Here is a 26272-nt window from a genome sequence, read left to right as displayed (position 1 = left end):
CCCCAAACTACGCATCTGCGCTGCGTCGGTAGGCCGTCCACATCTCGTGCATGCGGTCGGCCTGGCCCTGGGTGAACTCCGACATGCACCGGTCGTGGGTGTAGTCCATGTAGTTGCGCATCGGGTCGGAGCCGGCGTGGGCGCAGGTGTCCTTGCCCTCGGGGCAGCCCTCGGTCGCGCGAGCCTCGGGGGCGGTGTCGGCGATGCCGTCGCCCGGCTCGTCGCAGCCGTTCTCGAAGGTGTGGAACAGGCCGAGCCAGTGGCCGATCTCGTGGACGCCGGTGTAGCCCTTGTCGTAGTTGGTCATCGGGCCGCCGGGCAGGCTGCGCCAGTCGATCACGACGCCGTCGAGGGCGGGGGCGCCGGCGTACCAGTAGGGGTAGCTGGCGAAGCCCAGCATGAGCTCGCTGAGCTGGGCGATGTAGAGGTTGAGCGTCTGGGCGCCGCCCTGGTGCAGGCGGGTCTTCATGTCCTTCTCGCCGCCGACGGGGTCGGTGAACCAGCTGGCGTTCTCCTTGACGGAGACCGACTCCAGCTTGAAGCGCACGCCGGTGTCGACGCCTCCGTTGCGGCCGGCGTAGGCGGCGTTGAGCACGTCGATCTGGGCCTTGACCGCCTGCTCGGAGACCTTGCGGCGGCCGTCGGTGAGGACGACCACCCGGGTCGGCACGGTGATGTGCGCTGGCACGGCCACCCCGCGCAGCCGCACCTTCAGCTCGGCCATGACCTTGGCGACGTCCTCGGGGAGCGGCGAGCGCGGGCCGGTCGCCTTAGGCACGCCCGCGGTCGGGCGCGCGGCCGGGCGCGCGGTCGGACGCGCTGTCGGACGCGCGGTCGGGCGCGCGGTCGGGCGTGTGCTCAGGCGCGCGGCCGACGATCGGCAGGGCGACGTCGGGGTGGCGTCGAGCGGGAGCGGCGGGGCGAGCCCGGCCGCCAGCAGGCATGCCAACGAGACGGCGGTCGCGCGCCGGGCCATGCAATCCCCCCGTGACGGTATGGGCTGGTCAGATTACCGACCGTAGCCTTACCCGAGGGGATTGGGCTTCAGCAACACTCACTGCTTCTTGTCGTCACCCCCGCCGCCCGACGGAAGACCTTCGTAGATCTCCTTGCACTCGGGGCAGACCGGGTATTTCTTCGGGTCCCGGCTGGGCACCCAGACCTTGCCGCACAGGGCGCGGATGGGTGTGCCCGTCACCATGCTTTCGGTGATCTTGTGCTTGTCCGCGTAGTGGGCGAAGCGCTCGTGGTCGCCGTCACCGTGAGAGGTGCGCGGCGTGGTCTCCTGCTCTGGGAGGATCTTCGTGCTCACCCCATCGAGTTTATGCCCGCCGGCGAGCGGTCCCGCGTACCGCGCCGGCGTGGCAGCGCGGCGAGCCCGGGGAGCCAGCCGAGCACGATTCCCCAGATCAGCCCCACGGCCAGGCCGCCGCCGAGATAGCCCAGATAGGCGCCGATCCCGGCCTGGGCGACCGTGGCGAGCAGGGCCGCGCGCAGCAGGTTCACCACGACCGCGGCGGCCAGGAACCTGCCCCAGGTGCGCCAGAAGCCGCCGCGCGTGGCCGCCAGCGCGCCGACCAGGACGAGCGCCAGGACCGTGTCGGCGAGCGTGAGCAGCCACGTCGTCTCGCCGAGGGGGACGACGCGCAGGCCCGGCAGCGCGTACGGGGCCCCGACCGCGGACGGCACGGCCAGGTAGCCGACCCTCGTGACCAGGGCCGCGCCGAACAGACCGAACCCCAGGACGATCAAGAAGGCGACGATCGCCGGCAGGCTATTGCGAACAAGGCTCATGTTCGGCAGGCTAGCCGCGTCCATGATTCTGATGGAAGACCCCATTTCCCGGCATCCGCGGAGATCAGATGAAGCGTGCCAGGTTGCTCGCGACGACAGCCGTGCTCGTCCTGCTGGCCGGAGGCGCCGTCGCCGCCGCGACCAGGGACGCTCCCCCGTCCACGCCCCGCTACGTCACCGACGACCGGGGACGGGCGCTGATCCTGCACGGCTTCAACACGGCGGGCAGCGCCAAGGGCGCCCCCGACGCCCTGCCCGAGCTGACCCCGGACGACATCGACCGCGAGTACCGGGACATGGGCACCAACTTCGTGCGGTTCCTCATCCAGTGGCGGGCCGTGGAGCCCTCCCCCGGCACCTATGACACGAAATATCTGGACAAGGTGGCTGAGCGGGTGCGGTGGTACTCCGACCGCGGCTACCAGGTCATGCTCGACATGCACCAGGACCTGTGGGGCAACGGCATCACCCCCACCGGCGTCGCCGGCAACGGCGCGCCCGGCTGGGCCACCCACACCGACGGCCTGCCGGTGGCCACCGACCACTTCACCTGGGAGATGTACTACCTGGAACCCGGCGTCATCCGGGCCTTCGACCACTTCTGGAACACCACCGGTGAGCACCCCGAGCTGATGGACCACTACGCCAAGGCGTGGGCGGCGGTCGCGGCCCGCTTCAAGGACGTGCCGGGCGTTCTCGGGTACGACCTGATGAACGAGCCGTGGGGCGGCTCGGTCCAGGGCGCGGCGTTCGAGACCGGACCCCTGGCCACCCTGTACCGCAAGAGCATCGACCGGATCAGGGCGGTCGACCAGGACAGCTGGATCTTCCTGGAGCCGCAGGCCGTGGGCGTCAACTGGGGGCTGCCGTCGTCGCTGCCGCGCTTCGACGACCCGCGCGGCGGGCCGCCGCGCATCGCCTTCGCCCCGCACGTCTACCCGCTGCCGCTGGACCTCGGGGACGACTACGCCGCGGGCTCCAAGGAGTGGACCGACCGCACGCTGGGCTGGTGGCGCGAGAACATCGCGCGGACGGCCGAGCGCATGGGGGCGCCCGTCCTGCTGGGCGAGTTCGGGCTGGACATGACCCGGCCCGGCGCGTCCGACCTGGTGCGGAAGGTCCAGGGGCTGAGCGACGAGGTGGGCACCGGCATGGCCTACTGGTCGCGGGACGCCGACGCCTGGGGGCCGTACGACGTGAAGGGGAAGGCCACCGCGTTGCCGGGCGCGTACGTCAGGGCCTACCCGAGGGCGATCGGCGGCGTCCCGATCAGCGTGACCTACGGTGAGAACCGCCTCCAGGTGGTCTTCGACGCCAACGAGACCGGCCCCACCGAGATCTACCTGCCCGAGCGCGGCTTCCCCAACGGCGCCCGGGTGGACGGCGGCACCGCCGCCTGGAACGCCGCCAGGCGCATCCTGACGGTCACCACCAAGACCTCGGGCCGCGTCGTCCTGACCGTCACCCCCGCATAACGGGCCCCGGACAACCGTCACCCCGCACAACCGGCCCCGGACAACCGTCACCCCGCACAACCGGCCCCGGACAGCGGAACGGCCCCCGCCACGCAGGCGGGGGCCGTTCCGGCGGGACGCGGTCAGCCCATGTGGACCGGCGCGCCCTCGCTCTTCCGCCCGGCCTTGACGAACATCGTCAGCAGGGCCGTCAGCACCGCGACACCGGTGCTGACCAGGAAGGCGAGGTGCATGCCGTCCATGAACGAGTGGTGCACGGCGTCGGTGACCACCTGCGGCAGCCCGGGAGGCGCCGCGCCGAACGCGGCGGCCTTCTCCAGCAGCGGGAGCTGAGCGGGCGGGATCGCCTGCGCCGCCGGGCCGAGGTAGCCGGGCAGGGTGTCGGCGATCTCGCCGGCCATCACGGCGCCCAGGATCGCGGTGCCGAGCGCGCCGCCGACCTGCATGGCCGACTGCTGCACGCCGCCCGCGACGCCGCTCAGCTCGACCGGCGCGTTGCCCACGATGATCTCGGTCGCGCCGACGAACACCGGCGAGAGACCGAAGGCCAGCAGCACGAACGGCAGGCCGCTCTCGATGAACGAGGCGTCGATGCTGAGACGCGACATGAGGAACATCGAGCACGCGGTGATCAGCAGACCGGCGGCCATCGTGATCTTCGGCCCGAGCTTGCCGATCGCCATGCCGGCCAGCGGCGAGGCCACGATCATGCCCGCGCTCATCGGCAACATCCGCAGACCCGCCTCCAGCGGGGTCAGGCCGTGCACGCCCTGGAAGAAGAAGCCGAGGAAGAACATCGCGCCGAACATGGCGAACGCGACCATCATCATCAGCAGGGTGCCGATCGAGATCGAGGCGTTCTTGAACAGCGACAGCGGCACCAGCGGCTGCTTGGCCCTGCTCTGCCAGAAGATGAACGCGGCGATGAGCACCACGAACGCGCCGATGAAGGTCAGCGTCGTCGAGTCGCCCCAGCCCCACTCGGGGGCCTTGATGATCGTCCAGACCAGCGAGAACATCGCGCCCGACAGCAGCAGCACGCCGAGCCAGTCGATCCTGGCGAACGTCTGGACGCGGTTCTCCTTGATCAGGAAAATGCCCATGATCAGCGCGACGATGCCCACCGGGGCGTTGATGAAGAAGACCGACTCCCAGCTCACCTTCTCCACCAGCACGCCGCCCACGATCGGGCCGGCGGCGCTGGACAGGCCGATGATCGCACCCCAGGCGCCCATGGCCTGGTTCAGCTTCTCACCGGGGAAGGCGCCACGCAGCAGGGCCAGGGCGGCCGGCTGGAGCAGGGCGCCGAAGAGGCCCTGAAGCACCCGCAGGCCGATCAGCGCGCCGACCGGCGACACGCCGGGAACGATGTCGGCCAGTTCCTGGCTGAGACCGATGCCGATCGAGGACAGAGCGAAGCCGGTCACGCCGATCAGGAAGACGCGCTTGTGCCCGAACAGGTCGCCGAGCTTGCCCGCCGTGATCAGGAACACGGCCAGCGCGAGCAGGTAACCGCTGGTCACCCACTGCAGGTCGGACAGCGACGCCTTCAACTCCATCTGGATGACGGGGTTGGCGATGCCCACCACCGTGCCGTCCAGCATCACCATGATGACGCCGAGGCTGACCGCCAACAGCACCAGCCACGGGTTTCCGCCACCTGTCCCCGTCTTACCGAGGCCGGGCGACGACGGTTCGACGACCGCCTTCGCGTTAGCCATAAGGTCCCCCTCAGTCACATACCGCTCAACTGCGGCATAGGTCTCGTAAGCCTCAGGTAGGGTATGTCAGGCGATGACTTATGACAAACGATTTTAAAAAGACGCCGCATGACTTCTGGCACACTGTGACAGAAAGGTGGCGAAGGGGTGTCCGCTGTGGGTCTACGGGAACGCAAGAAGGAGAAGACGCGCCTCGCGCTCCTCGACGCGGCGCTCGACCTGTTCCTCGAACAAGGATACGAGTCCACCACGATCGAGCAGATAGCGGGGGTCGTCGAAGTCTCTCCCCGCACCTTCTTCCGCTACTTCACCAGCAAGGACCATCTCGTTCTGTGGTTCCACGACCACGGCGAGGAGATCCTGCTGGAGGAGTTCGCCGCTCGTCCCGCGGACGAGCCCCCGTTCACGTCGCTCATGCACGGCCTGCGGGCCATGGTGGACGACATGCAGGGGTCAACGCCGGAGGACACCGAGAGGTTCCTGAAGCTGCGGCAACTATTCGATAAATATCCACATCTGGTGGGACAGTCGGTGGCCCGGGGCGCCATGACGGAGACCCGGCTGGCCGAGGCCGTCGCCGCCCGCAGAGGGGTCGCCCCCGAGGACGATCAGCTGACGTACCTGATCGTGGCGTTCGCGATGTCCACCATGCGCATCGGCTTCGAGTGCCCCCGCAGGGAGACCACCATGCCGGAGATCGTCTCACGCATCTCCGAGGCGGTCGCGCTGGCCGAGGCGTCGCTGCGGCCCGGCTGGGACACCCGCCCGGCGGCCTAGTTCATCGTGGGGTCGTCGGGGCAGGTCGCCACGAAGGCCAGCTCGCCCGGCTGGCGCCGCAGCACGTGCCGCCAGAGCGAGCCGGGGTCGCCGTGGAAGGTGTCGCCGTCCTCGGAGTCGACGACGTACCAGGCGCCTTCGGCGATCTCGCTCTCCAGCTGGCCGGAGGTCCAGCCGGCGTACCCGGCGAAGATCCGCATCTGCGCGATCTCGCCCTGGAGGATCTCGGGGGGCGCGTCGAGGTCGACCGTGCCCAGGCGGGAGACGGCCGGGGTGCCGGCGTGGAGCCTGCGCCAGCCGAGCGGCTCCTCCCCGCTCGGGACCGCCGCGAGGGCGAGGGCGCTGTCGGTCTGCACGGGACCGCCTTCGAACAGCACCGGCGGCCCGGTCACCAGCGGGTCCCAGACCGGCAGCACCTGCGTGACCGAGATGTCGCTGGGCCGGTTGAGCACCACGCCGAGCGTGCCGCCGTCGTGGTCGTGTTCCAGGATCAGCACGACGCTACGCCGGAAGTTGGGGTCGTCAAGAAGCGGCGTCGCCACCAACAAACCGCCGACGTAGATCGCTTCCGCCATACCTCCATCATGAGGGGTGTGACGGACTTCCGCTCCCCCGGCTCGGCCATGTTACTTTCTGTGCGCTTATGGGCACGATCTGTGGCAAAGATCACGCTTGCGGGGCTCGGGAGGAGCACATGCGCATCGGTACACGCCTCGTCCTGGCCGCCCTTCCCGTGGGCGCGGCCGTGCTGCTCCCGTCGTCCGCGCAGGCGTGGCCGCTGCCCGACCGGGGTGATCCGTTCACGATGACGACCGACCGGATCGCGTGCGGCTCGGGGTCCGTACGGGTCACGCTGCGCAACCAGACCCCTCAGCTCGCCCGGTTCGACCTGCGGGTGGACGCGCGGAGCGTGGCGACCGGCTCGATCCCGGCCCGCAAGCAGGTGGTCAGGACGGTTCGGATCGACCGGGGCACCACCCGCGAGATCGAGGCGTTCTCGGTCACCGACACCCATCCCGACACGCTGCTCGACTCCACCCGGGTGCGCAACGACTGCGCCTGGGGGCGGGAGCGCAGGCACGGCCGCCTGCCGTACACGGGGCCGCCGTCCGACCTCTGGGGCAAGCTGGCGACGGCGGCCGGGCTCGTGGTGATGGGCGGGATCATGTGGTGGTACGGCTCCGTCTGGCCCCGTTCGGTCCCCGACGGCCCCCTGTGACCCCGCCCGTGACCCCGCCCGCGCGGGAGGCGCCGTCGTGCCGCGTCAGGCGTCCCGCGGGACGAACGCGCCCGCCCGCGCCGCGGCCAGCGTGCGCAGCGCCGCGTCCCGGGCGACCTCCAGGTCCACCGGCTCCTTGGTGACGAGCAGGCGGTAGTAGAGCGGCGCGGAGATCGCCCGGATCACCTCCATGCCGTCGGTGCCCTCGGGCAGCTCACCCCGTTTCACCGCGAGGTCGACGACCTTCGCCCACTCCTCGATGCGCCGCAGATAGAACGCGCGCAACGCCTGGACGGCCTGCGCGTCGGAGGTGCCCGCCGCGATCACCGCCTGGAACGTGGCCCCGAGCCGGTGGTCGGTGACCGCGCCCACGACGGCCCCGGCGTTGGCCAGCAGGTCGCCCTCGATGGATCCCGTGTCGGCGTGCGGTGACGACTGCTCGGCCAGCTCGGTCATCAGGTCCGTCACCAGCCCGGCCCTGCTGCCCCAGCGCCGGTAGACCGTGGTCTTGCCCACGCCGGCCCTGGCCGCCACCTGGTCCATGGTCAGCCCATGGAAACCGTGCTCGACCAGCTCGTCCTGAGTGGCCTCCAGCACGGCCGCGCGCACGCGCGCGGTGCGGCCCCCTGGCCGCACAGTCCCCGCCAAACGGGACTCTTGTTCCATTAATACCCCTTTCATGCTATCGTCGTGCCGCATCTTAACGGAACTAGTGTCCCATTAGGGGGATGGCATGACCGTGCTCGCCGATCGGCCCCGATCCGATCGCATGACGTCCGCGCAGCGGCTGGTTCTGGTGCTCCTGCTGGGGTCCCAGTTCATGCTCGCCGTGGACTTCTCCATTCTGAACGTGGCGCTGCCGGTGATCGGTTCAGGTCTCGGCTTCGCGCTGTCCGACCTCCAGTGGGTGGCCACGGCGTTCGCGTTGGCCGCCGCCGGGTTCACGTTGCTCTTCGGCAGGATCGCCGACCTGTTCGGGCGGCGCCGGCTGTTCCTGGCGGGCATGGTGCTGCTGGGGGTCTCCTCGCTGGCCGGCGGCCTGGCCGTCTCACCCGGCATGCTGCTGGTCGCCCGGGTCGCCCAGGGCCTGGCCACGGCCGTCGTCACGCCCGCCGGGCTCGCGCTGCTGACCACGTCGTTCCCCGAGGGGCCGCTGCGGGCCAGGGCGCTCGGCCTGAACGGCGCGCTGATGTCGGCCGGGTTCACCTCGGGCGCGATCCTGGGCGGGCTGCTGACCGAGTTGCTGAGCTGGCGGTGGGCCTTCTTCGTCAACGTGCCCGTCGCGCTGGCCGTGGTCGTCGCCGCGCCCGTGGTGCTGAAGGAGAGCCGTCCCGCCGAGCGGCCCGGGATGGACCTGCCCGGCGCGGTGAGCGTGACCGCCGGCCTGCTCGCGCTGGTCTTCGGCCTGACCAGGGCCGGCGAGCACGGCTTCGCCGACCCCCTCGGCCTCGGCGCGCTCGCCGCCGGCGCCGCCCTGCTCGTCGCCTTCTGGTACGTCGAGCGCAGAGCCGCCGCGCCCCTGGTGCCCGTCCCGATCCTGGCCCGGCCCAACGTCACCTGGGGCAACCTGGCCGGGCTGATCGCCTTCGCCACGGAGACGTCCCTCGTCTTCCTGATGACCCTCTACCTGCAGAAGGTGCTCGGCTACTCGGCCCTGGCGACCGGGCTGGCGTTCGGGGTGCTGGGGCTCGGCACCGTGCTCGGCGGCGTGCTCGCGCCCCGGGTCCTCGGCCGGCTCGGCAGGGGCCGGGCGCTGGCGGCCGGTTTCGGGCTCCAGGCCGTCGCGACGGCGTCGCTGGCGCTGCTGGGCACCGGTCCCGGATGGATCTGGCTGCTGCTGGCGGCCACGTTCGCGGGCGGGATCGGGAACATGGTGGCGATCGTCGGGTTCATGGTGACGGCCACGTCCGGTCTGCCGGACTCCGAGCAGGGCCTGGCCACCGGCCTGGCGACGATGACCCAGCAGGTCGGCATCACCATGGGCATCCCGGTCATGAGCGCCGTGGCCACGGCCGCGATGGGCACCGTGCTGCAAGGGGTGATCGTGGCGGTGCTCGTCAACGCCGCCCTCACGGTCGGCGGAGCACTGATTTCCCGCAAGCGTTCGGCAATGTCGAACTGATCTGCGCTAGGGTGGCCGCCGTGGGAGAGACGATTCAATCGGTGGAACGGGCGGCCGCGATCCTGCGGCTGCTCGCATCCGGCCCCCGCCAGCTCGGCGTGGCGGAGCTGGCCAGAGCGCTGGGCCTGCCCAAGGGCACGCTCCACGGCATCCTGCGCACGCTGGTCCGCGTCGGCTTCGTCGAGCAGGACGCCGCGACCGGCAAGTACCGGCTCGGGGCCACCCTGCTCCACCTGGGCAGCAGCTACCTCGACGTCAACGAGCTGCGCACCCGCTCGATCAACTGGGCCGACGCCCTGGCCGGGCGGAGCAGGGAGAGCGCCTGGATCGGCACCCTGCACGAGGGGCACGTGCTGGTGATCCACCACGTGTTCCGCCCGGACGACAGCATGCAGACCCTCCAGGTCGGCACCTACCTGCCGACGCACGCCAGCGCGCTCGGCAAGGTGCTGCTCGCCTACGACCCGTACGGGGAGTCGCTCGCGGCCCCGCCACTGCCGGCGTACACCGACCGGACGCTGGTCGACGCCGCCAAGCTGGAGGAGGACCTGGAGCAGGTCCGGGCCAGGGGATGGGCGGCCGAGATGGAGGAGCTCACCGAGGGCGAGGTCGCCATCGCCGCCCCGATCAAGGACCCGCGCGGCCTCGTGGTGGGCGCCATCGGCATCCGCGGCGCGGTCGAACGGCTGACCTCCGACGGCGCCCTGACCATGGAGTACGTCTCCTACGTCCGCGACGCCGCCCGCGCGATCACCCGCGATCTGGCCAGATGACCGGTTGAACAACACCGGGGCAAACACGTAACATCGCTCACATCGTTCGACAATGTCGAACCCCGACTCCCCAAGCGAGGAACCTCGTGCCTCGACCGCACTACATCGCAGCCATCGACCAGGGCACCACGTCCAGCCGGTGCATCGTCTTCGACCAGGCCGGCAACATCGTCACCGTCGCCCAGCGCGAGCACCGCCAGATCTTCCCCAAGCCGGGCTGGGTCGAGCACGACGCCGAGGAGATCTGGCAATCGGTCCGGACCGTCATGGCCGAGGCCACCGAGGGGCTCGACATCGCCGCGCTGGGCATCACCAACCAGCGCGAGACCACCGTCCTGTGGGACCGGGAGACCGGGCGTCCCGTCTGCCCCGCGATCGTGTGGCAGGACACCAGGACCGACGCGCTCACCCGCGCGCTCGCCGAGCACGCGGGGCTGTTCAAGGAGAAGGCCGGCCTGCCGCTGACCACGTACTTCTCCGGGCCGAAGATCCGCTGGCTGCTCGACGCGTACGACCTGCGCGAGCGGGCCGAGCGCGGCGAGGTGCTGTTCGGCACGATGGACAGCTGGCTGCTGTGGAACCTGACCGGCCGCCACCTGACCGACGTGACCAACGCCAGCCGCACGATGCTGATGAACATCCACACGCTGAGCTGGGACGACGACCTGCTCGCCGCCCTCGGCGTGCCGCGCGCGATGCTGCCGGAGATCCGCCCGTCCGCCGAGGTCTACGGCCACACCGCGGCCGGCGTGCCGGTGGCCTCCGCGCTCGGCGACCAGCAGGCGGCGCTGTTCGGCCAGACCTGCTTCGAGCCCGGCGAGACCAAGAGCACCTACGGCTCGGGCAGCTTCCTGCTGATGAACACCGGCCAGGACCCCGTCGTCTCCCGGCACGGCCTGCTGACCACCGTCGGCTACCAGATCGGCGACGGCCCGGCCACGTACGCGCTGGAGGGCGCGATCGCCGTCACCGGCTCGCTGGTGCAGTGGCTGCGCGACAACCTGGGCCTGATCTCCAGCGCCGCCGAGATCGAGACGCTGGCCAAGACCGTCGACGACAACGGCGGCTGCTACTTCGTCCCGGCCTTCTCGGGGCTGTTCGCACCTCACTGGCGCTCCGACGCGCGCGGCGTGATCGCCGGGCTGACCGGGTTCGTCACCAAGGGGCACATCGCGCGGGCCGTCCTGGAGGCCACCGCCTGGCAGACCCGCGAGGTCGTCGACGCGATGAACGCCGACTCCGGCCTCGACCTGACCACGCTGCGCGCCGACGGCGGCATGACGGCCGACAACCTGCTCATGCAGACGCTGGCCGACGTGCTGGCCGTCCCCGTGATCAGGCCGATGGTCGCCGAGACCACCGCGCTCGGCGCCGCGTACGCCGCCGGCCTGGCCACCGGCTACTGGCCCGACCTCGACAGCCTGCGCGCCAACTGGCACAAGGCGTCGGAGTGGCGGCCGGAGATCGACGAACAGGTCCGCGCGCGGGAGTACCGCAATTGGAAGAAGGCCGTGGCCCGCACCCTCGACTGGGTCGAACAGTAGGACTGGAGCACGTCATGAACATCGCCATCGGCGCCGACCGGGCCGAGATCCGGCACGAGCTCTCCCGCGCCACGTACGACCTGCTGGTGATCGGCGGCGGCATCCTCGGCACCTCCGTCACCTGGATGGCCGCGCAGGCCGGGCTGCGGGTGGCGATGGTCGAGGCGGGCGACTTCGCCGGGGCCACCTCCAGCGCGTCGTCCAAGCTGGTCCACGGCGGCCTGCGCTACCTGCAGACCGGCAACGTCAAGCTGGTCGCCGAGAACCACCGCGAACGCCGTGCCCTGGCCGCCGACATCGCGCCCCACCTGGTCAAACCGCTCAGCTTCCTGGTGCCGATCTACAAGGGCGGCCCGCACGGCGCGGCCAAGCTCGGCGCCGGCGTCTTCCTGTACTCCGCGCTGTCGGTGTTCGGCGACGGCATGGGCAAGGTCATCACGCCGCACCAGGCCATGACCCGCGTCCCCGCGCTGCGCAGCGAGGGACTGCGCGCCGCCGCCGTCTACGGCGACCACCAGATGAACGACAGCCGCGTCGCCGTCATGACCGTGCGCGCGGCCGTCGACGCGGGGGCGGTCGTGCTCAACCACGCCGAGGTCGTCGGACTGCGCAAATCGGGCGGCAACACGACCGGCAACGTGACCGGGGCCGAGCTGCGCGACCGTCTCGACGGCACCGAGTTCGGGGTGGACGCCCGGCTCGTCCTCAACGCCACCGGCCCGTGGGTGGACCACCTGCGCCGGATGGAGGACCCGCACGCCGCGCCGAGCATCAGGCTCTCCAAGGGCGCCCACCTGGTCATGCGCCGCCACGACCCGTGGAAGGCCGCGCTCACCACGCCGATCGACAAGTACCGGGTCTCCTTCGCCATCCCGTGGGAGGACCACCTGCTGCTCGGCACCACCGACGAGGCGTACGAGGGCGACCCGGCCGACGTGCGCGCCACCGACGCCGACATCGCCCAGATCCTCGACGAGGCCGGTCACGCCGTACGCGACTGCCAGCTCCGCCGTGAGGACATCACCTACGCCTTCGCCGGGCTGCGCGTGCTGCCCGGCGGACCTGGGCAGGTGTCGGCCGCCAAGCGGGAGACCGTGGTGACCAGGGGCGCGGGCGGCATGTTGTCGGTCGCGGGCGGCAAGTGGACCACCTACCGGCACATCGGCAGGCACGTCCTGGAGACCCTCTCCCGCCTGCCGGGCCGGCCGCTCGGCGACGACCTGGCCGACATCCTGCCCGCCGTGCCGCTGCCGGGCCTGGCCAGCCCGGACGCCGTCGCCATGCGCCTGTGGACCGAACGCGAGCCGGGCGCCCGCATGGACCCGCTGGTCGCCCGCAACCTGGCCACCCACTACGGCACGATCGCCTTCGACGTGGCCCGGCTCATCCGCGACGACCCCTCGCTCGGCGAGCGCATCCACCCCGACGGGCCCGACATCTGGGCCCAGGCCGTCTACGCCCGCGACCACGAGTGGGCGGCCACCGTCGACGACGTCGTGCGCCGCCGTACCACGCTCACCGTGCGCGGCCTCGACACACCCGACGTCCGCACCCGCATCGAGCAGCTCCTCGCCTGACCGTCACCCGGGCCGCGGCGGCGCCCCGCCGCCGCGACTGCGACGAACGTCACCGCAGTTCACAGGTTCGAAGCGGCCGGTACGGGGAATCCGAGATGGCGCATCCGCCGCCTCCCGCCGAGGCGGCGGGCCGCCTACCGGCCGAACCCTCTTCTGCCGCCCCTACGGAGGTGACGTCATGTCCGCCAAGTCCCGGCTGCACATCGCGATGGTGGCTCCCCCGAGGTTCGAGAACCCGCCCCGCTCGTACGGCGGTGTCAAGGTCATGATGGACGACCTCGCGCGGTCCCTGCTCAGACTGGGCCACCAGGTCACCCTGATCGGCGCGGGCCGGTCGGGCACGTCCCCGCACGTCCTGGCCGCCTACACCGAGCCGCCTTCCCACCCGCTCGACGAACCCGCCCCTAGGGCGGCGGTCCCCGACGTCCGGCCGGCGGACCTGGACGTGGACGTCGTCCACGACCACTCCCCGGCCGGCTCGGTGACCGCCCTGAACCCCCGGATCCCGACGGTGACGACCGTGCACGGCCCGGCCTCGGGCGAGCAGGCCGAGCGCTACCGCCGGCTCGGCGACTCCGTCGGCCTGGTGTCCACCTCGACGTTCCAGCGCATGCAGGCCCCCGACCTCAACTGGCTGGGCACCGTGCACAACGGCGTGGACCTGAAGAGCTTCCCCTTCCGCGAGCGCAAGGAGGACTACGCGCTCTTCCTCGGCCGGTTCAGCCCCGGCAAGGGCGCCCACCTGGCCATCGACGCCGCCCGGCGGGCCGGCCGGCGCATCGTGCTCGCCGGCCGGTTGAACGAGCCGTCCGAGCACGAGTACTTCGACCGCCACATCCGCCCCCGGCTCGGCGACGACGCCGTCTACGTCGGCGAGGCCGACGGCCCGCGCAAGCGCGAGCTGCTGGCCGACGCCCACTGCCTGCTCTTCCCCAGCCGCCGGGAGGAGGCGTTCGGCATGGTCATGATCGAGGCCATGGCGAGCGGCACCCCGGTGGTCGCGCTGCGCGGCGGCGCCGTGGGCGAGGTCCTCGTCGACGGCATCACCGGTTACGTCTGCGACGACCCCGCCGACCTGGCCGAGGCGGTCGAGGCCGCGGGCGGCCTGAACCCGGCCGACTGCCGCATGCACGTCAAGCGCAACTTCGACGCGCTCGGCATGGCCATGGGCTACGAGAAGATCTACGAGCTGAGCATCCGCGACCGGCGTCCGGCGCCGTTCGCCGCCTGACCGGCGCGTCCCCGTGCGGCGGATCGCCGCCGCACGGGGTGTCGCCCCCGTCCCGGGGGAAGGGGGTAGGCATGCGCACTGCCATGAACGAGGCTCTGATCAGGCATTTCACCGACCTGCGCGACGGCGTCCACGGCGGCGTCACCGCGCGGGAGGACAAGGAACGCCTGTTCGCCACGGCGGTCGAGCTGCTCGACCCGGTGGCGCGGGCGACGCTGGACGAGTTCAACGCCGACCTGCTCCTCGGCACGGGGCAGGTGGTGGCCAGCGGGCTCACCAGGTCTCAGGAGGGCGGGCTCAACGCCATGTGGTCGCTCACGTGGCCGGAGCAGCGCGACAAGGACATCCTGCCGATCGCGATCGTGGCCCACTACGGCGCCGATTTCCACCACCCGCACCTGCGCGGCAACACGGTCGGCGACTGGCCGCTGAACGTCTTCGACCACTCGGACGCGGCGGGCCAGCTCACCACCCTGCGCGCCATCGCCGCCGCCGACGCCCACAACCTGGTCTTCCAGGAAAGCTACCGCCTCATCCCCGCCGTCACCCGGTAGGCGGGAGCTTTCCCGTCTTCACGGCCCTTGCACGCTTTCCGTCTTCACGGCCCTTGCACGCTTTTCCGTCTTTACGGCTTCGCGTGGTCGAGCCACCCGCCGTACTCCGGCTGGCGGCCCTCCATGTCACGCCCGCTGACCCTTCACCGGCGCGCCGCCGTGACGGTGCGCTCTGTGGGCCGCCCGGGTGCGGGGCCGAGCCGCCGGGTCGGCCCCTGCGCGTCACGCCTCGGTGAAGCCTCTTGCCCGGCCGCCGGCGCTCTCGCGGACCGCGGCGGCCACCGCCGTCGCCACGTCGGGGTGGAAGACGCTCGGCACGATGTAGTTGGGGCCCAGCTCCTCCGGGGTCACCACGGCCGCCAGCGCGCCCGCCGCGGCCAGCAGCATCTCCTGCGTCACCCCACCGGCCTGCGCGTCGAGCAGGCCGCGGAACACGCCCGGGAAGGCCAGCACGTTGTTGATCTGGTTGGGGTAGTCGGAGCGGCCGGTCGCCACCACGGCGGCGTGCTCGCGCGCGTCGTCGGGCGAGACCTCGGGCTCGGGGTTGGCCAGCGCGAAGACCACGGAGTCCTTGGCCATCGTCGCGATGTCGTCGCCGGTCAGGATCCCGGGCGCGGACACGCCCACGAACACGTCGGCGTCCTTGACCGCGCCACGCAGGTCGCCCGCGTAGCCGTCGGCGTTGGTGTGCTCGGCGATCCAGCGCAGCGAGTCGTCGAGGTCGTCGCGGCCCTTGTGCACGGCGCCCAGGTAGTCACAGACCACCACGTTGCGGGCGCCGGCGGCCAGCAGCAGCCGCAGCACCGCGTTCCCGGCCGCGCCGGCGCCGGCCATCGTGATCCTGACGTTCTCGATGGACTTGTTCACCACGCGCAGCGCGTTGGTCAGCGCCGCCAGCACGCAGATCGCCGTGCCGTGCTGGTCGTCGTGGAAGACCGGGATGTCCAGCAGCTCGCGCAGCCGGCGCTCGACCTCGAAGCAGCGCGGCGCGCCGATGTCCTCCAGGTTGATGCCGCCGAACCCGGGCGCGATCAGCTGCACCGTGCGGACGATCTCGTCGACGTCCTGGGTGTCGAGGCAGATCGGCCAGGCGTCGATGCCCGCGAACCGCTTGAACAGGGCCGCCTTGCCCTCCATGACCGGCAGCGCGGCCTCCGGCCCGATGTTGCCCAGGCCCAGCACCGCCGACCCGTCGGTGACCACGGCCACCGAGTTGCGCTTGATCGTCAGGCGCCGCGCGTCCTCCTTGTTCCTGGCGATGGCCATCGACACGCGCGCCACGCCCGGGGTGTAGGCCATGGACAGCTCGTCGCGGTTGCGCAGCGGCACCTTCGACTTCATCTCGATCTTGCCGCCGAGGTGCATGAGGAACGTGCGGTCGGACACCTTGTGGATGACGACGCCCTCGACCGCCTCCAGCTGGTCGACGATGGCCTGCGCGTGGTCGGTGTCACGCGCGGCGCAGGTGACGTCGATGCGGAGCTTCTCGTGGCCCGCGTTGGTGACGTCGAGGGCGGTCACCACGCCTCCGGCCGACTCTACGGCGTGGGTGAGCTGGCTCACGGCCTTGCCGCCTGCGGGCACCTCGAGACGCACGGTTATGGAGTACGACACACTCGGGACGGTCGCCACGTCAATCGCTCCTTCGGGACTGACCAAGAAGTCATCCAAGGATAGGGGGCATCAGGTCAACCCAGTGCCGTCGCTGCGGTGACGATGAGATCGACACACGCGGGGACGGGAATCGTCGTGCTGTCGAGCACAAGGTGATAGTGGCACGGATCACCCGGATCCGCCCGGTAGAAGTGGCGGACGTAGGCCGTCCTGGCCCGGTCGTTGTCCTCGACGACGGCCCGCGCCTCCCGCTCGCTCGTGCCGCTCAGCGTGGCCGTCTGGCGGACCCGGCGCTTCAGCGGCGCGTCGAGCCTGACGTGCAGGGCGCCGGGATGGTCGGCCAGCACCAGGGCGCCGGCGCGGCCCAGGAAGACGCCTCCCTGGGCCAGGGCCATCTCCTTCATCATGCGCTCGGTGCGCCGGACGAACTCCTCGGGCGGCAGCGGCATCGCGCCGGGCACGTACATGTCCACGCCGCCGAAGGTGACCGTGGGCAGCCGGATGGCGCCCGACAGCAGCCTGCCCAGGCCGTGCTCGGCGCGGTCGTCGTGGGCCAGCGCCTCCTCCAGCGTGCAGCCGAGCTCCTTGGCCACGGCGCTGGGGATGGCACGGTCGACGAAGGGCACGCCGAGCCGTTCGGCGACGGCCGGGCCGATGTGGCTGCCGGCCGTGCCGTAGGCCGCGGAGATCGTGACGACCCGCATACCCCCAGGCTAGAACAGGGCGCTCGCCAATGCTCTACGCGCTTTCGCCAAAGATGGGTCGTCTGACGGCAACGCGTCGAAAAGTCCGAGCAAGTGCTTTCTGGCCCGGTCGCGGTCGTCGCCCGACGTGCGCTTGACCACGGCCACGACACGCTCGAACGCCTCGTCGACCGCGCCGGAGAGCATCTCCAGGTCGGCGGCCAGCAGCTGCGCGTCGATGTCGGACGGGTCCTGGAGGCGCCGCTGCACGTCGGCCGGGTCGGCCGCGGAGGTGCGCTTGATCAGGCCGACGCCCGCCAGGCCCATCTTGGCGTCCTCGTCGCCGGGGACGCGGGCCAGCAGGCGCTGGTAGGCCGCCTCGGCCGCGTCGAGGTCGCCCGCGTCGATGGCCTGCTCGGCCGCCACCAGGTCGGGGTCGGCGGGCGGCCCGGCGGGCTCCTGCGGCCCCTCCTCGGCCGCCGGCGGCCGGGCGTCGGGGTTGGCCTGGTAGAACTGCTCGACCGCGCCCATCAGCTCGTCGAGCCAGCGGCGCACCTCCTGCTCGGGCAGCACCTGCTGGAAGCCGGTGACGGCCTGCCCCTGGAAGATGGCCAGCACGGTCGGCACGGCCTGCACCCGCAGCGCCTGCGCGATCTGGGGGCTGGCGTCGACGTTGACCTTGGCCAGCACGGCCCGGCCACCCAGGTCGCCGATCACCTTCTCCAGCACCGGGCTGAGCTGGGCGCTGCCGGGCGCCCTCGGCGACCACAGGTCGAGCACCACCGGCACGGTCATCGACCGGTCGATGACGTCCGTCGTGAACGTCTCCTCGGTCACGTCGACGACCGAGGCCGAGGTGGCCCCCTGGGGACCGGCGGCCTCCCGCCGGGCCTGGGCCTCCAGTGCCTGTTTGCGCGCGCCCAGGTCCACAGCTCCGTAGAGCGACCCGGGCCTAGAGAAGTCCGCCATGCTCCTCATCTTGCCGCATGGACGGGCCCGCGAAGTCACCCGCCGCCACCCTCAGCGTGCGGAGCTGGTCGAAGATCTGGCGGAGTTCGTCCTCGGCGTACATCGTGAGGCCGAACTCGGCGGCCATCAGGTCGTCGGTGGCCCGGCGCACGACCTCCCTTCCCTTGGCGGTGATCTCGGCCAGCACGCCGCGTCCGTCGCGGGGGTTGGGCAGGCGGCAGACGAACCCGGACTTCTCCAGCCTGTCCACCGTGTTCGTGACGCTGGTGGGGTGGACCATGAGCCGTTCGCCGATCTTCCACAGCGGCAGCGAGCCGGTGTGGCTGAAGGTCAGCAGGACCAGGGCCTCGTAGCGGGCGAAGGTGAGGTCGTGGGGTTTCAGCAGCGAGTCGAGCTGCGACAGCAGGATCTGCTGCGCTCTCATGATCGAGGTGACCGCGGCCATCGCGGAGGAAGGCCCGAAGCGGGCACGCCAGCTCTCCGCGGCGCGGTCAATGGGATCGAACGGCAGATTGAGCGGCTTCGGCTGGGACACAGCGCTACGGTAGCGTGCCTCTCGTCCCGGTTTCGTCGGGCTACCTGGAGCGACAGGCTTCACCGCTTGACCAAGAATCCGACCGTCAATCATCACGCTCCGTTATGGTTCTCTCACGTAAGGTGACGCGGAAGCCAAGTCCATCTGCCGTGGGGACGGGTCTGGGCTGGCATTCTTCCGCTTTGCCGAGGGCACGGGGGGTGCTTGGTGAACATCAACGGGATACAGGGTGCGTGAGCACTCGGGCGTTACACGCGAGGAGCTGAAGCACAGCGCGGCCGTGACAGTGGCGGTGCTGCTCGCTCTCGGCCTGGTCGCGGCGTGGAACGTCCTGATACCCGGCGTCGACGCGTGGGAGAACATCCTGGCCGCGGTCATCGGCTCGCTGCGGATGACCGGGCCGGTGGCGGCCGCGTTCGCCGCGTGGGTGGCGTTGCGCAAGCGGCGCGCCCTGCGCGGTCGGTCGCTCACGACGTGGCGGGCGCTCAAGGCGCCGCTGGCGATCGTGGTGGTGGTGCTGGGCTCGTTCGGCGCGACGGTGCTGGTGCTGGCGGTCAAGACCGTGCTCACCGACCAGGCGGGGCGGCTCAGCCTGTCCGGCCTGGGCATGGGCATGGCGGGCCTGGCGCTCTACGCGGTGATCGGCTGGGTGGCCGGCTGGGTCGTGCCCAAGATGCTCACTCCGCCTATCACGGGGCTGGCCTGCTACGTCGCCTTCTCCTGGCTGGCCGACGACCGGGGGCTGGCCGACCGGCTGGTGCCGGGCACGGGCGAGCCGTACGACCTGTTCCAGGGGCTGGGCGGGGCGCCGTTCTTCGACCAGACGATCTGGCTGCTCGGCATCACCTGCGCGCTGCTGCTCGGCTGGGCGGCGCTGGTGACCAGGCAGGCCCTGGTGCTGGCGTGCGCGCTGCTGGCCGTCCTGGCTGCTGGCATGGGCGTGTCGCGGATGCTGGCCCACCCCAAGCCGGCCGCGGCCGAGGACATCGCCTACGCCTGCCAGGAGTGGCCGATCACGGTCTGCCTGCACCCCGGGATGCGGGCCGGGCAGACCGAGCTGGGCGCGGTGTTCACGCAGATCGCCTCGCGCCTGGCCGGCACGCCGGCCGCGTTCACGCGGGTGGAGCAGCGGCCGCTGGACGAGCCGCTGAAGCCCTCCAACGGCCTGGCGCCGATCCACGTGCCCGACCTGTCGGCGGGGTTCGCCGAGGAGGCGGCCTACGAGTACATCGACGCGCTGGCCGCCCGCTGCCCCGGCACGCCGGCCGACGGCTACCGGGAGATCGTGATGGCCTGGCTGCGCGGCGAGCCGCTGCCCGGCGGCCCGCTGCCCGAGCACCAGTACGCCGCGTCCTGGTTCTCCGGTCTCGACGAGCACCAGCGCAGGGAGTGGCTGCGCATGTTCTACAGCGACTTCCAGGCGTGCCGTCTGTCCAGCACGCACTTCGGCGGCGGTCCGGCCCCCACCTCCGTCATCACGCCCCCCACCGGCGCCACGCCCGAGAGCAGCCACGTCTACCCGGTCTATCCCGACCCCGGCACCCCGAGCACATCCGGCTGAGGACGAAGATGTCACCCTGCGGGTGGCACTGATGATCGCCGAGCGGGTAGTCATGCCCCATGACGACTTCCCAGACGACGCCGCCGGACCTGGCTCCCCGGCGGCGGCGCAGGTGGCGATATGCGGCCGGGTTCCTCGTCCTGGCGGTCCTGCTCGTGGTGGGCGGCCGGCTGGCCTGGACCTGGCTCAACCCGTTCGGAGAGCAGACCGTCGACCGCAGCCAGCCGGTGCTGCTGCAGTCCATCAAGGACCTCAGCCGGTTCGAGGCGGCCACGGGCACCTTCCAGGTCGTCGTCGACCTGGAGAAGGACGCCAACTTCCTGCCCGACGCGGTCAAGGGCACCCGCACGCTGTTCGTGGGCGCGGGCGGCGTCGACGCCTACGTCGACTTCTCGGCCATGGGGGCGGGCGCGGTGACCGTGAACAAGGAGCGCACCGAGGCCACCGTCCGCCTTCCGCGCGCCCAGTTGGAGAAGCCCAACCTGGACAACAGCCGCTCGTACGTGTTCGCCCAGCAGCGCGGCCTGCTCGACCGCGTCCAGGACTTCCTGTCGGGCTCCCCGGGCGACCAGCGCGAGCTCTACCTGCTGGCGGAGAAGAAGATCACCGAGGCGGCCGTGGCCAGCGACCTGCGGGCGCGGGCCGACGCCAACACCAGGTCGATGCTCACCGGCATGCTCAAGTCGCTCGGGTTCGCCAAGGTGACCGTGAAGTTCACCGACGAGCCCTGACGGGCGTCCTTACCCTGCCTGCGGGCCGCTCCACCTCGGGTGGGGCGGCCCGTCCGCGTTCCCGCCTAGGTATGCCGAGGCGTCCTTAGTCCATGGGCGCGTCTGCCTAAGTACCTCCCTACCTGCCCGAACCCCGGCAGATAGGACATCCGCCCGATGTGGCGGGAGGGGCCTTAGGAGGAGTCTTAAGAGTGCAGGGAACAAGGAAACACGAACAGCAGGAGCATCGGATGAACGCCGAACTCGAGTACTCCGTCATGCAGCACCACGCCGCCGAACTCCGTCAGGCCGCCGCCGAGCAGCGGCGCGTACGGGAAGCGCTGAAGGGACAGCGTTCCGAGCGTCGCCACCGCTCGGTCTTCGCCAAGTTCCTGGCTTCATGACCGTCCACAAGCAGCCCGGCCGCAACCTCCCTCGCGGCCGGGCTGAGATGCCCCCTTAGGGGGCGCGTCCGGCGCCGGATTCCTGGCCGGCCCGAGCGCAGCGTCACCGACACCCCGGTCCCGTTCCTGGTCGGACCGGGGTTTCGCGCGTTCACGCCGTACGTCGCGGGGGCTCGTACGGCGTGGGCAGGACACTGACGGAAGATGTCAGGGATCGGCGCATACCGTCCGGGCATGGACAACAGCTTCGACTTCTTCGTCGGCACCTGGACCTCACGGCAGCGGCGGCTGCGCAAGGCGCTGGCCGGCAGCGACGAATGGTACGAGTTCACCGGGCGCACCAGGTGCTGGAGCGTCCTGGACGGCGCCGGCAACATCGACGAGGTCACCTTCCCCAGCGAGGGCTCGGCCGGGGTGACCCTGCGCCTGTACGACAAGGCGGCCGGCACCTGGTCGCTCTACTGGGCCGGCAGCGCCACCGGCATGTCCCTGCCGCCCGTCGTGGGCCGCTTCGACGACACCGGGGTCGGCCTGTTCACCTGCGACGACGTGTACGACGGCAGGCCGATCAAGGTCGCCTACGTCTGGTCGGACATCACCGCCGAGTCGTGCCGATGGGAGCAGCGCTTCTCCCCCGACGGCGGGACGACCTGGGAGACCAACTGGACGGCGGAGTTCACCCGCGCCTCCTGAATCCTTTTCGGGGGTCGGCGCCTCTCATGTCCGTACAACGGAACGAGACAATGGGAGACCATCATGGTGATCGCCATCGCGGCCGGCGCTGCGGCCGTACTGATCTGCACGTGCGTCGTCGTACTGCGGCGAAGGAGCAAGGAACGTGGCTGACCCGCAGCGCCTCGGCACGTCCGCCGCGCCCGGCGCCCCGGCGCCGGCCGGCGGCGGGCGCGCCTGGTCGGACGAGCAGCTGATCAACGCGGCCCGGGCCGGCGACGCCGACTCGATCGCCGCGCTGGTGTCGGGCGCCCACCCGCACGTGCGGCGCTTCGCCCACACGCTGTGCGCCACGCCGGAGGACGCCGAGGACGCCGCCCAGGAGGCGCTGATCGTCCTGTACCGCAAGATCGGCACCCTGCGCGCGTCCGGAGCGCTGGCCTCGTGGATGTTCCGGATCATCCGCAACGAATGCATCAGGCGGGCCCGCCTGATGCTGCGTCCCGAACCGCCCGCGCCCTCCTCGGCCGCCGCGCAGTCGGCCGAGGAGGAGATGTTCGAACGGCTGGAGGCCGCGCGGGTGGCCGAGGCCATCGCGGCACTCCCCGCCGACCAGCGGCGGGTGCTCATCATGCGGGACGTCCAGGGGCTCAGCGGCCGCATGGTCGCCGACGCCCTCGGGCTGAGCGTCCCGGCGATGAAGTCCCGCCTGCACCGCGCCCGTGCGACCGTGCACGGCCTGCTGTCCCAAGGAGCCCTCCATGACTGAGCCCACCGCGGGGACGTCACTGCCCCGTCACCTGGCCCGCGGCGCGCTGGGCTTCGGCGCGCTGATCGCCGCGATCGCGCTGATCCCGTGGACCGGGCCGGTCAGCCTGGTGCTCGCCGTCCCCGGCGCGATCGCCCTGCGCGGGTGCCCGGCGTGCTGGGTGATGGCGCTGGTGCAGCTCGTCTCGATGGGACGCATGCAGCGTCAGTGCACCGACGGCGTGTGCGAGCTGGTCCCGGCGGGCGGGCGGCACACGGGCAAGGGCGCGGCTCATTGACCGCGCCCTGACCGGCGACCGCGCACGGGGGAAGGAGACAGGCCCACCCGACGACAACGACCGGGTGGGCCTGGACGGGTCAGGGCACGCGGATGATCAGCGCGTCGCCCTGCCCGCCGCCGCCGCACAGGCCGGCCGCCCCGAGGCCGCCGCCCCGCCGCTTCAGCTCGTACGCCAGCGTCAGCACGATCCGCGCCCCCGAGGCCCCGATCGGGTGCCCGAGCGCGATGCCGCCGCCGTTGACGTTCACCTTGTCCAGCGGCACGCCGAGCTCCTTGGCCGACTGCAGGACCACGCTCGCGAACGCCTCGTTGATCTCGATCAGGTCGAGGTCGTCGGCGGTCAGCCCCTGCTTGGACAGCGCGTGCTTGATGGCGTTGGCCGGCTGCGACTGCAGGGACGCGTCGGGCCCGGCCACGTTGCCGTGCCGGCCGATCTCCGCCAGCCACGGCAGCCCGAGCTCCTCGGCCTTGGCCTTCGACATGACCACCACGGCGCAGGCGCCGTCGGAGATCTGCGAGGCCGACCCGGCGGTGATGGTGCCGTCGGCGGCGAAGGCCGGGCGCAGCTTGGCCAGCGTCTCGGCGGTGGTGTCGCCGCGGATGCCCTCGTCCTCGCGGACGATCACCGGCTCGCCGCGGCGCTGCGGGATCTCGACCGGGACGATCTCCTCCTCGAAGACGCCGTTCTTGGTGGCGGCGGCGGCGAGCTGGTGGGAGCGGGCCGACAGGGCGTCCTGCTCGTCGCGGGCGATGCCGAGCCGGGCGTTGTGCCGCTCGGTCGACTCGCCCATCGCGCACTGGTCGAAGGCGCAGAACAGGCCGTCGTGGGCCATGGAGTCGACCACCTCGGAGCCGCCGTACTTGACGCCCTTGCGCAGCCCCGGCAGCAGGTGGGGGGCGTTGGTCATGGACTCCATGCCGCCCGCGACCACGATGTCGAACTCGCCGGCGCGGATGAGCTGGTCGGCCAGGGCGATGGCGTCGAGGCCCGACAGGCAGACCTTGTTGACGGTCAGCGAGGGCACGGTCATCGGGATGCCGGCCTTGACGGCGGCCTGGCGGGAGGGGATCTGGCCCGCGCCCGCCTGGAGCACCTGGCCCATGATCACGTACTCGACGGCCTCCGGGGCCACTCCGGCACGTTCCAGGGCGGCCTTGATGGCGATGCCACCCAGCTCCACGCCGGACAGCCCGGAGAGGGCGCCGAGCAACTTGCCGATGGGGGTACGAGCTCCGGCGACGATGACGGAACTGGACATTGGCGGCGGCCTCCTGTGCTCACGAGGGGTTCTTTGACACCATACCCACGAGTAGGAGCTCGCCCGCTATGGAGGTAGGCCACACAATGTTCATGCGCATCGACCACATCGGGATCGCCTGCCACGACCTGGAGGAGAAGATCGCGTTCTTCTCCGAGACGTTCGAGCTGACCGTCGTGGCCCGCGAGGTCAACGAGGCGCAGGGCGTCAAGGAGGCGATGCTGCACATCGCCGACGGCGAGGGCGGGGGCTCCTACATCCAGCTGCTGGAACCGCTCTCCGACGACTCGCCGGTGGGGAAATTCCTCGCCAAACGCGGCGAAGGTGTCCATCATGTGGCATTTGGGGTTTCCGACGTCGCCGAGGCCATGACTAAGATCAACGAGAAGGGCGTGAGGGTGCTGGACGAACGTCCGCGGCACGGTTCGATGGGGTCGCAGATCGCGTTCCTGCACCCCAAAGATGTGGGAGGAATGCTCACCGAGTTGGTCCAAGCGGCCTCGCGCTAGCAAACGGAAATTTCGTACATAAGTAACTAGTCACGCAGAAAGCTGGACGGGGCCCGAAGGTGGCACCAGCGGAGTACGCTGGCTTCCCACCGGACAGGGAGCCTGCCGCGAGGCACAGGCTCCTGGCTCGGCTGCCCCGAACCCCCCGTCCGGCCCGTGTAGCCGTCTCGACAACCCAGGATCGAGCCTCCATGCAGTCCGACATCGACGCCCAGCTCAACAACTTCTTCGAGGACGCCCCGGCACGCGAGTTCGACGTCGTGCTCAGGGGCTACGACCGGCACCAGGTGCACGACCACCTCAAGCAGCTCGACCTGGAGCTACGCCAGTCCAGGGAGCAGGTCACCAACCTGCAGCGCGATCTGTCCGACTCCCAGCGCCAGCTGCAGGAGCAGGAGCGTCCGACGTACTCCGGTCTCGGCGCCCGCATCGAGCAGTTGCTGCGCCTGGCCGAGGAGCAGGCCACCGAGCTCGTGCAGGCCGCCCGGACCGAGGCCAACGAGATCAAGGCCGCCGCCAAGGTCGAGGCCGCCGACCTGCGGGCCGCCGCCGAGGCCGAGGCCGCCGAGAAGCGGGCCCAGGCCACGCGGGAGAGCGACGACATGCGCTCCACCGCCGAGCGGGACGCCGAGGAGATCCGCTCCACCGCCCGCCGCGAGGCCGACGAGCTGACCAACACCACCGAGCGCGAGGCCGCCAAGCTGCGGGCCACCGCCGACCACGAGGTGGCCGAGAAGCGGGCCGACGCCGAGCGCGAGATCGCCAAGCTCCGCACCACCACCGAGCGCGAGGTGGCGCAGCTGCGCGCCTCGACCAAGCGCGAGCGCGACGAGGTGCTGACCACCGCCAAGCGGCAGGCCGACGAGATGCGCGCGCAGGCTCAGCGGGTGCTGGAGGAGTCGGAGGCCAAGCGGGCCCAGGACGAGGCGGAGTTCGAGATCCAGCTCGCCTCCCGCCGGGAGGAGGCCGAGCGCCAGGAGGCCGAGCGCCACGCCACCGCCCAGGCCAACACGCAGAAGATGGTCGCCGAGGCCGAGCAGCGGGCCGCCACGGCCGAGTCGCGCGCCACGAAGGCCACCCAGCAGGCCGAGCAGACGCGCCGCGAGGCCGACCTGCACGCCAAGCAGCTCGTCGCCAACGCCCGCAAGAGCGCCGAGACGATCATGTCGGAGGCCAAGACCAGCGCCGAGACGATCGTCACCGAGGCGAAGAACGACGCCGAGCGCACCCGCACCACGATGCAGCGCCAGGTCGACGAGCTGACCAGGCAGCGCGACAGCATCACCAGCCACCTGGCCCAGCTGCGCCAGCTGCTCGGCGGCGCCGCCCTGCCGGGCCTGGAGCCGGAGCCCGCGGTCGCCGCGGCCCCGGCCAAGCCGGCCATCGCCGCGCCGGCCGCCGAGCCGGTCGCGCCGCCCACGACGCCCGCTCCCAAGGTCGAGGCCAAGAGCGAGGACGACGCGGAGTGGTGGCAGGAGTGACGGCGGGCTAGACGGGAGACCGCACACGGGGGCAGCGAAC

General features: G+C 71.3%; 28 protein-coding genes. 17 read left to right on the top strand and 11 right to left on the bottom strand.

Annotation, left to right across the window (positions count from 1 at the left end; all coding sequences use genetic code 11):
- Positions 1 to 7: 7 nt before the first annotated feature.
- From ACWEJ6_RS19685 to ACWEJ6_RS19675, 3 genes are all read right to left on the bottom strand, one after another.
- Positions 8 to 778 carry a zinc metalloprotease gene (locus ACWEJ6_RS19685; protein WP_452425152.1) on the bottom strand — a complete coding sequence of 257 codons (771 nt, stop codon included), beginning with the start codon at positions 776 to 778 and terminating at the stop codon, positions 8 to 10.
- A gap of 276 nt (positions 779 to 1054) precedes the next feature.
- Positions 1055 to 1312, bottom strand: a complete 258-nt coding sequence (locus tag ACWEJ6_RS19680) for a DUF3039 domain-containing protein (protein WP_358283521.1) — start codon at positions 1310 to 1312, stop codon at positions 1055 to 1057.
- On the bottom strand, positions 1309 to 1794 hold the full coding sequence (locus ACWEJ6_RS19675) for a hypothetical protein (RefSeq protein ID WP_452425150.1): 486 nt from the start codon (positions 1792 to 1794) through the stop codon (positions 1309 to 1311). Before ACWEJ6_RS19675 ends, ACWEJ6_RS19680 begins: the two co-directional genes overlap by 4 nt.
- Before the next feature lie 68 nt (positions 1795 to 1862).
- Between ACWEJ6_RS19675 and ACWEJ6_RS19670 the strand changes: the two genes are divergently transcribed.
- A complete protein-coding gene (locus ACWEJ6_RS19670) occupies positions 1863 to 3269 on the top strand; it encodes a cellulase family glycosylhydrolase (protein ID WP_397162482.1) in 1407 nt (468 codons plus the stop codon).
- Positions 3270 to 3391: 122 nt separating this feature from the next.
- On the opposite strand, the gene ACWEJ6_RS19665 is transcribed toward ACWEJ6_RS19670, so the two are convergent.
- Positions 3392 to 4990, bottom strand: coding sequence for an MFS transporter (locus tag ACWEJ6_RS19665; protein ID WP_387667937.1), 1599 nt, complete (start codon positions 4988 to 4990; stop codon positions 3392 to 3394).
- 147 nt (positions 4991 to 5137) lie between these two features.
- Here ACWEJ6_RS19665 and ACWEJ6_RS19660 point away from each other — a divergent pair, with 147 nt between their 5' ends.
- On the top strand, positions 5138 to 5767 hold the full coding sequence (locus ACWEJ6_RS19660; RefSeq protein WP_358283515.1) for a TetR family transcriptional regulator: 630 nt from the start codon (positions 5138 to 5140) through the stop codon (positions 5765 to 5767).
- Here ACWEJ6_RS19660 and ACWEJ6_RS19655 read toward each other — a convergent pair.
- On the bottom strand, positions 5764 to 6342 hold the full coding sequence (locus ACWEJ6_RS19655; protein WP_358283513.1) for a YqgE/AlgH family protein: 579 nt from the start codon (positions 6340 to 6342) through the stop codon (positions 5764 to 5766). The two genes, ACWEJ6_RS19660 and ACWEJ6_RS19655, sit on opposite strands and share 4 nt — an antisense overlap.
- Positions 6343 to 6461: 119 nt before the next feature.
- On the opposite strand from ACWEJ6_RS19655, the gene ACWEJ6_RS19650 reads away from it, so the two are divergent.
- Positions 6462 to 6986 carry a hypothetical protein gene (locus ACWEJ6_RS19650; protein WP_358283512.1) on the top strand — a complete coding sequence of 175 codons (525 nt, stop codon included), beginning with the start codon at positions 6462 to 6464 and terminating at the stop codon, positions 6984 to 6986.
- Positions 6987 to 7031: 45 nt separating this feature from the next.
- Here the strand turns inward: ACWEJ6_RS19650 and ACWEJ6_RS19645 are convergent, their stop codons facing one another.
- Positions 7032 to 7652 carry a TetR/AcrR family transcriptional regulator gene (locus ACWEJ6_RS19645; protein WP_358283510.1) on the bottom strand — a complete coding sequence of 207 codons (621 nt, stop codon included), beginning with the start codon at positions 7650 to 7652 and terminating at the stop codon, positions 7032 to 7034.
- 103 nt (positions 7653 to 7755) lie between these two features.
- On the opposite strand from ACWEJ6_RS19645, the gene ACWEJ6_RS19640 reads away from it, so the two are divergent.
- The 6 genes from ACWEJ6_RS19640 to ACWEJ6_RS19615 all read left to right on the top strand — a co-directional run bounded on the left by ACWEJ6_RS19640 (position 7756) and on the right by ACWEJ6_RS19615 (position 14787).
- Positions 7756 to 9108: an MFS transporter gene (locus tag ACWEJ6_RS19640; RefSeq protein WP_397162480.1), complete on the top strand. Its 1353-nt coding sequence runs from the start codon at positions 7756 to 7758 to the stop codon at positions 9106 to 9108.
- A gap of 20 nt (positions 9109 to 9128) precedes the next feature.
- Positions 9129 to 9881 (top strand): IclR family transcriptional regulator, encoded by a 753-nt coding sequence (locus ACWEJ6_RS19635; protein WP_352350074.1) that lies wholly within the window; start codon positions 9129 to 9131, stop codon positions 9879 to 9881.
- A gap of 86 nt (positions 9882 to 9967) precedes the next feature.
- Positions 9968 to 11425 carry a glycerol kinase GlpK gene (gene glpK / locus ACWEJ6_RS19630; RefSeq protein WP_452425145.1) on the top strand — a complete coding sequence of 486 codons (1458 nt, stop codon included), beginning with the start codon at positions 9968 to 9970 and terminating at the stop codon, positions 11423 to 11425.
- Between the two features lie 14 nt (positions 11426 to 11439).
- On the top strand, positions 11440 to 13002 hold the full coding sequence (locus ACWEJ6_RS19625; RefSeq protein WP_452425143.1) for an FAD-dependent oxidoreductase: 1563 nt from the start codon (positions 11440 to 11442) through the stop codon (positions 13000 to 13002).
- Between the two features lie 178 nt (positions 13003 to 13180).
- Positions 13181 to 14233, top strand: a complete 1053-nt coding sequence (locus ACWEJ6_RS19620; RefSeq protein ID WP_387667950.1) for a glycosyltransferase family 4 protein — start codon at positions 13181 to 13183, stop codon at positions 14231 to 14233.
- Positions 14234 to 14304: 71 nt separating this feature from the next.
- On the top strand, positions 14305 to 14787 hold the full coding sequence (locus ACWEJ6_RS19615) for a hypothetical protein (RefSeq protein ID WP_352326153.1): 483 nt from the start codon (positions 14305 to 14307) through the stop codon (positions 14785 to 14787).
- A 222-nt stretch (positions 14788 to 15009) separates the two neighbouring features.
- Here the strand turns inward: ACWEJ6_RS19615 and ACWEJ6_RS19610 are convergent, their stop codons facing one another.
- From ACWEJ6_RS19610 to ACWEJ6_RS19595, 4 genes are read right to left on the bottom strand one after another with little or no spacing between them, the layout of a single operon-like run.
- Entirely contained in the window at positions 15010 to 16419 is a 1410-nt protein-coding gene (locus tag ACWEJ6_RS19610; protein ID WP_352326154.1) for an NAD-dependent malic enzyme, read from the bottom strand.
- A 56-nt stretch (positions 16420 to 16475) separates the two neighbouring features.
- Positions 16476 to 17105, bottom strand: a complete 630-nt coding sequence (locus ACWEJ6_RS19605) for an AAA family ATPase (RefSeq protein WP_397162476.1) — start codon at positions 17103 to 17105, stop codon at positions 16476 to 16478.
- Between the two features lie 9 nt (positions 17106 to 17114).
- Positions 17115 to 18053: a tetratricopeptide repeat protein gene (locus ACWEJ6_RS19600; protein ID WP_358283494.1), complete on the bottom strand. Its 939-nt coding sequence runs from the start codon at positions 18051 to 18053 to the stop codon at positions 17115 to 17117.
- Positions 18037 to 18588, bottom strand: a complete 552-nt coding sequence (locus tag ACWEJ6_RS19595) for a MarR family winged helix-turn-helix transcriptional regulator (protein ID WP_357971087.1) — start codon at positions 18586 to 18588, stop codon at positions 18037 to 18039. The genes ACWEJ6_RS19600 and ACWEJ6_RS19595 overlap by 17 nt, the downstream gene beginning before the upstream one ends.
- A gap of 229 nt (positions 18589 to 18817) precedes the next feature.
- On the opposite strand from ACWEJ6_RS19595, the gene ACWEJ6_RS19590 reads away from it, so the two are divergent.
- The 6 genes from ACWEJ6_RS19590 (at position 18818) to ACWEJ6_RS19565 (ending at position 22981) form a co-directional block, all read left to right on the top strand.
- A complete protein-coding gene (locus tag ACWEJ6_RS19590; RefSeq protein WP_387667955.1) occupies positions 18818 to 20149 on the top strand; it encodes a hypothetical protein in 1332 nt (443 codons plus the stop codon).
- A gap of 59 nt (positions 20150 to 20208) precedes the next feature.
- Positions 20209 to 20880 (top strand): DUF4230 domain-containing protein, encoded by a 672-nt coding sequence (locus tag ACWEJ6_RS19585; RefSeq protein ID WP_364324747.1) that lies wholly within the window; start codon positions 20209 to 20211, stop codon positions 20878 to 20880.
- A gap of 230 nt (positions 20881 to 21110) precedes the next feature.
- The gene (locus tag ACWEJ6_RS19580; RefSeq protein WP_189648914.1) at positions 21111 to 21263 is read left to right on the top strand and encodes a hypothetical protein; all 153 of its coding nucleotides are present in this window, start codon (positions 21111 to 21113) and stop codon (positions 21261 to 21263) included.
- 234 nt (positions 21264 to 21497) lie between these two features.
- Positions 21498 to 21956, top strand: a complete 459-nt coding sequence (locus tag ACWEJ6_RS19575; RefSeq protein WP_452425138.1) for a hypothetical protein — start codon at positions 21498 to 21500, stop codon at positions 21954 to 21956.
- 145 nt (positions 21957 to 22101) lie between these two features.
- Entirely contained in the window at positions 22102 to 22704 is a 603-nt protein-coding gene (locus ACWEJ6_RS19570; protein ID WP_452425136.1) for an RNA polymerase sigma factor, read from the top strand.
- Positions 22697 to 22981, top strand: a complete 285-nt coding sequence (locus ACWEJ6_RS19565) for a hypothetical protein (protein ID WP_387667961.1) — start codon at positions 22697 to 22699, stop codon at positions 22979 to 22981. Before ACWEJ6_RS19570 ends, ACWEJ6_RS19565 begins: the two co-directional genes overlap by 8 nt.
- Before the next feature lie 79 nt (positions 22982 to 23060).
- Here the strand turns inward: ACWEJ6_RS19565 and ACWEJ6_RS19560 are convergent, their stop codons facing one another.
- A complete protein-coding gene (locus tag ACWEJ6_RS19560; RefSeq protein ID WP_358283483.1) occupies positions 23061 to 24242 on the bottom strand; it encodes an acetyl-CoA C-acetyltransferase in 1182 nt (393 codons plus the stop codon).
- Between the two features lie 86 nt (positions 24243 to 24328).
- Here ACWEJ6_RS19560 and mce point away from each other — a divergent pair, with 86 nt between their 5' ends.
- Complete coding sequence (mce, locus tag ACWEJ6_RS19555; protein ID WP_352350044.1) at positions 24329 to 24751, top strand: methylmalonyl-CoA epimerase; 423 nt, start codon at positions 24329 to 24331, stop codon at positions 24749 to 24751.
- Positions 24752 to 24942: 191 nt separating this feature from the next.
- A complete protein-coding gene (locus tag ACWEJ6_RS19550; RefSeq protein ID WP_352350042.1) occupies positions 24943 to 26232 on the top strand; it encodes a DivIVA domain-containing protein in 1290 nt (429 codons plus the stop codon).
- Positions 26233 to 26272 lie beyond the last annotated feature (40 nt).

Source organism: Nonomuraea sp. NPDC004702, from assembly GCF_053601695.1.
Note: the sequence above shows the minus strand (reverse complement) of the source record. Positions and strands in the feature narration are given on the sequence as shown.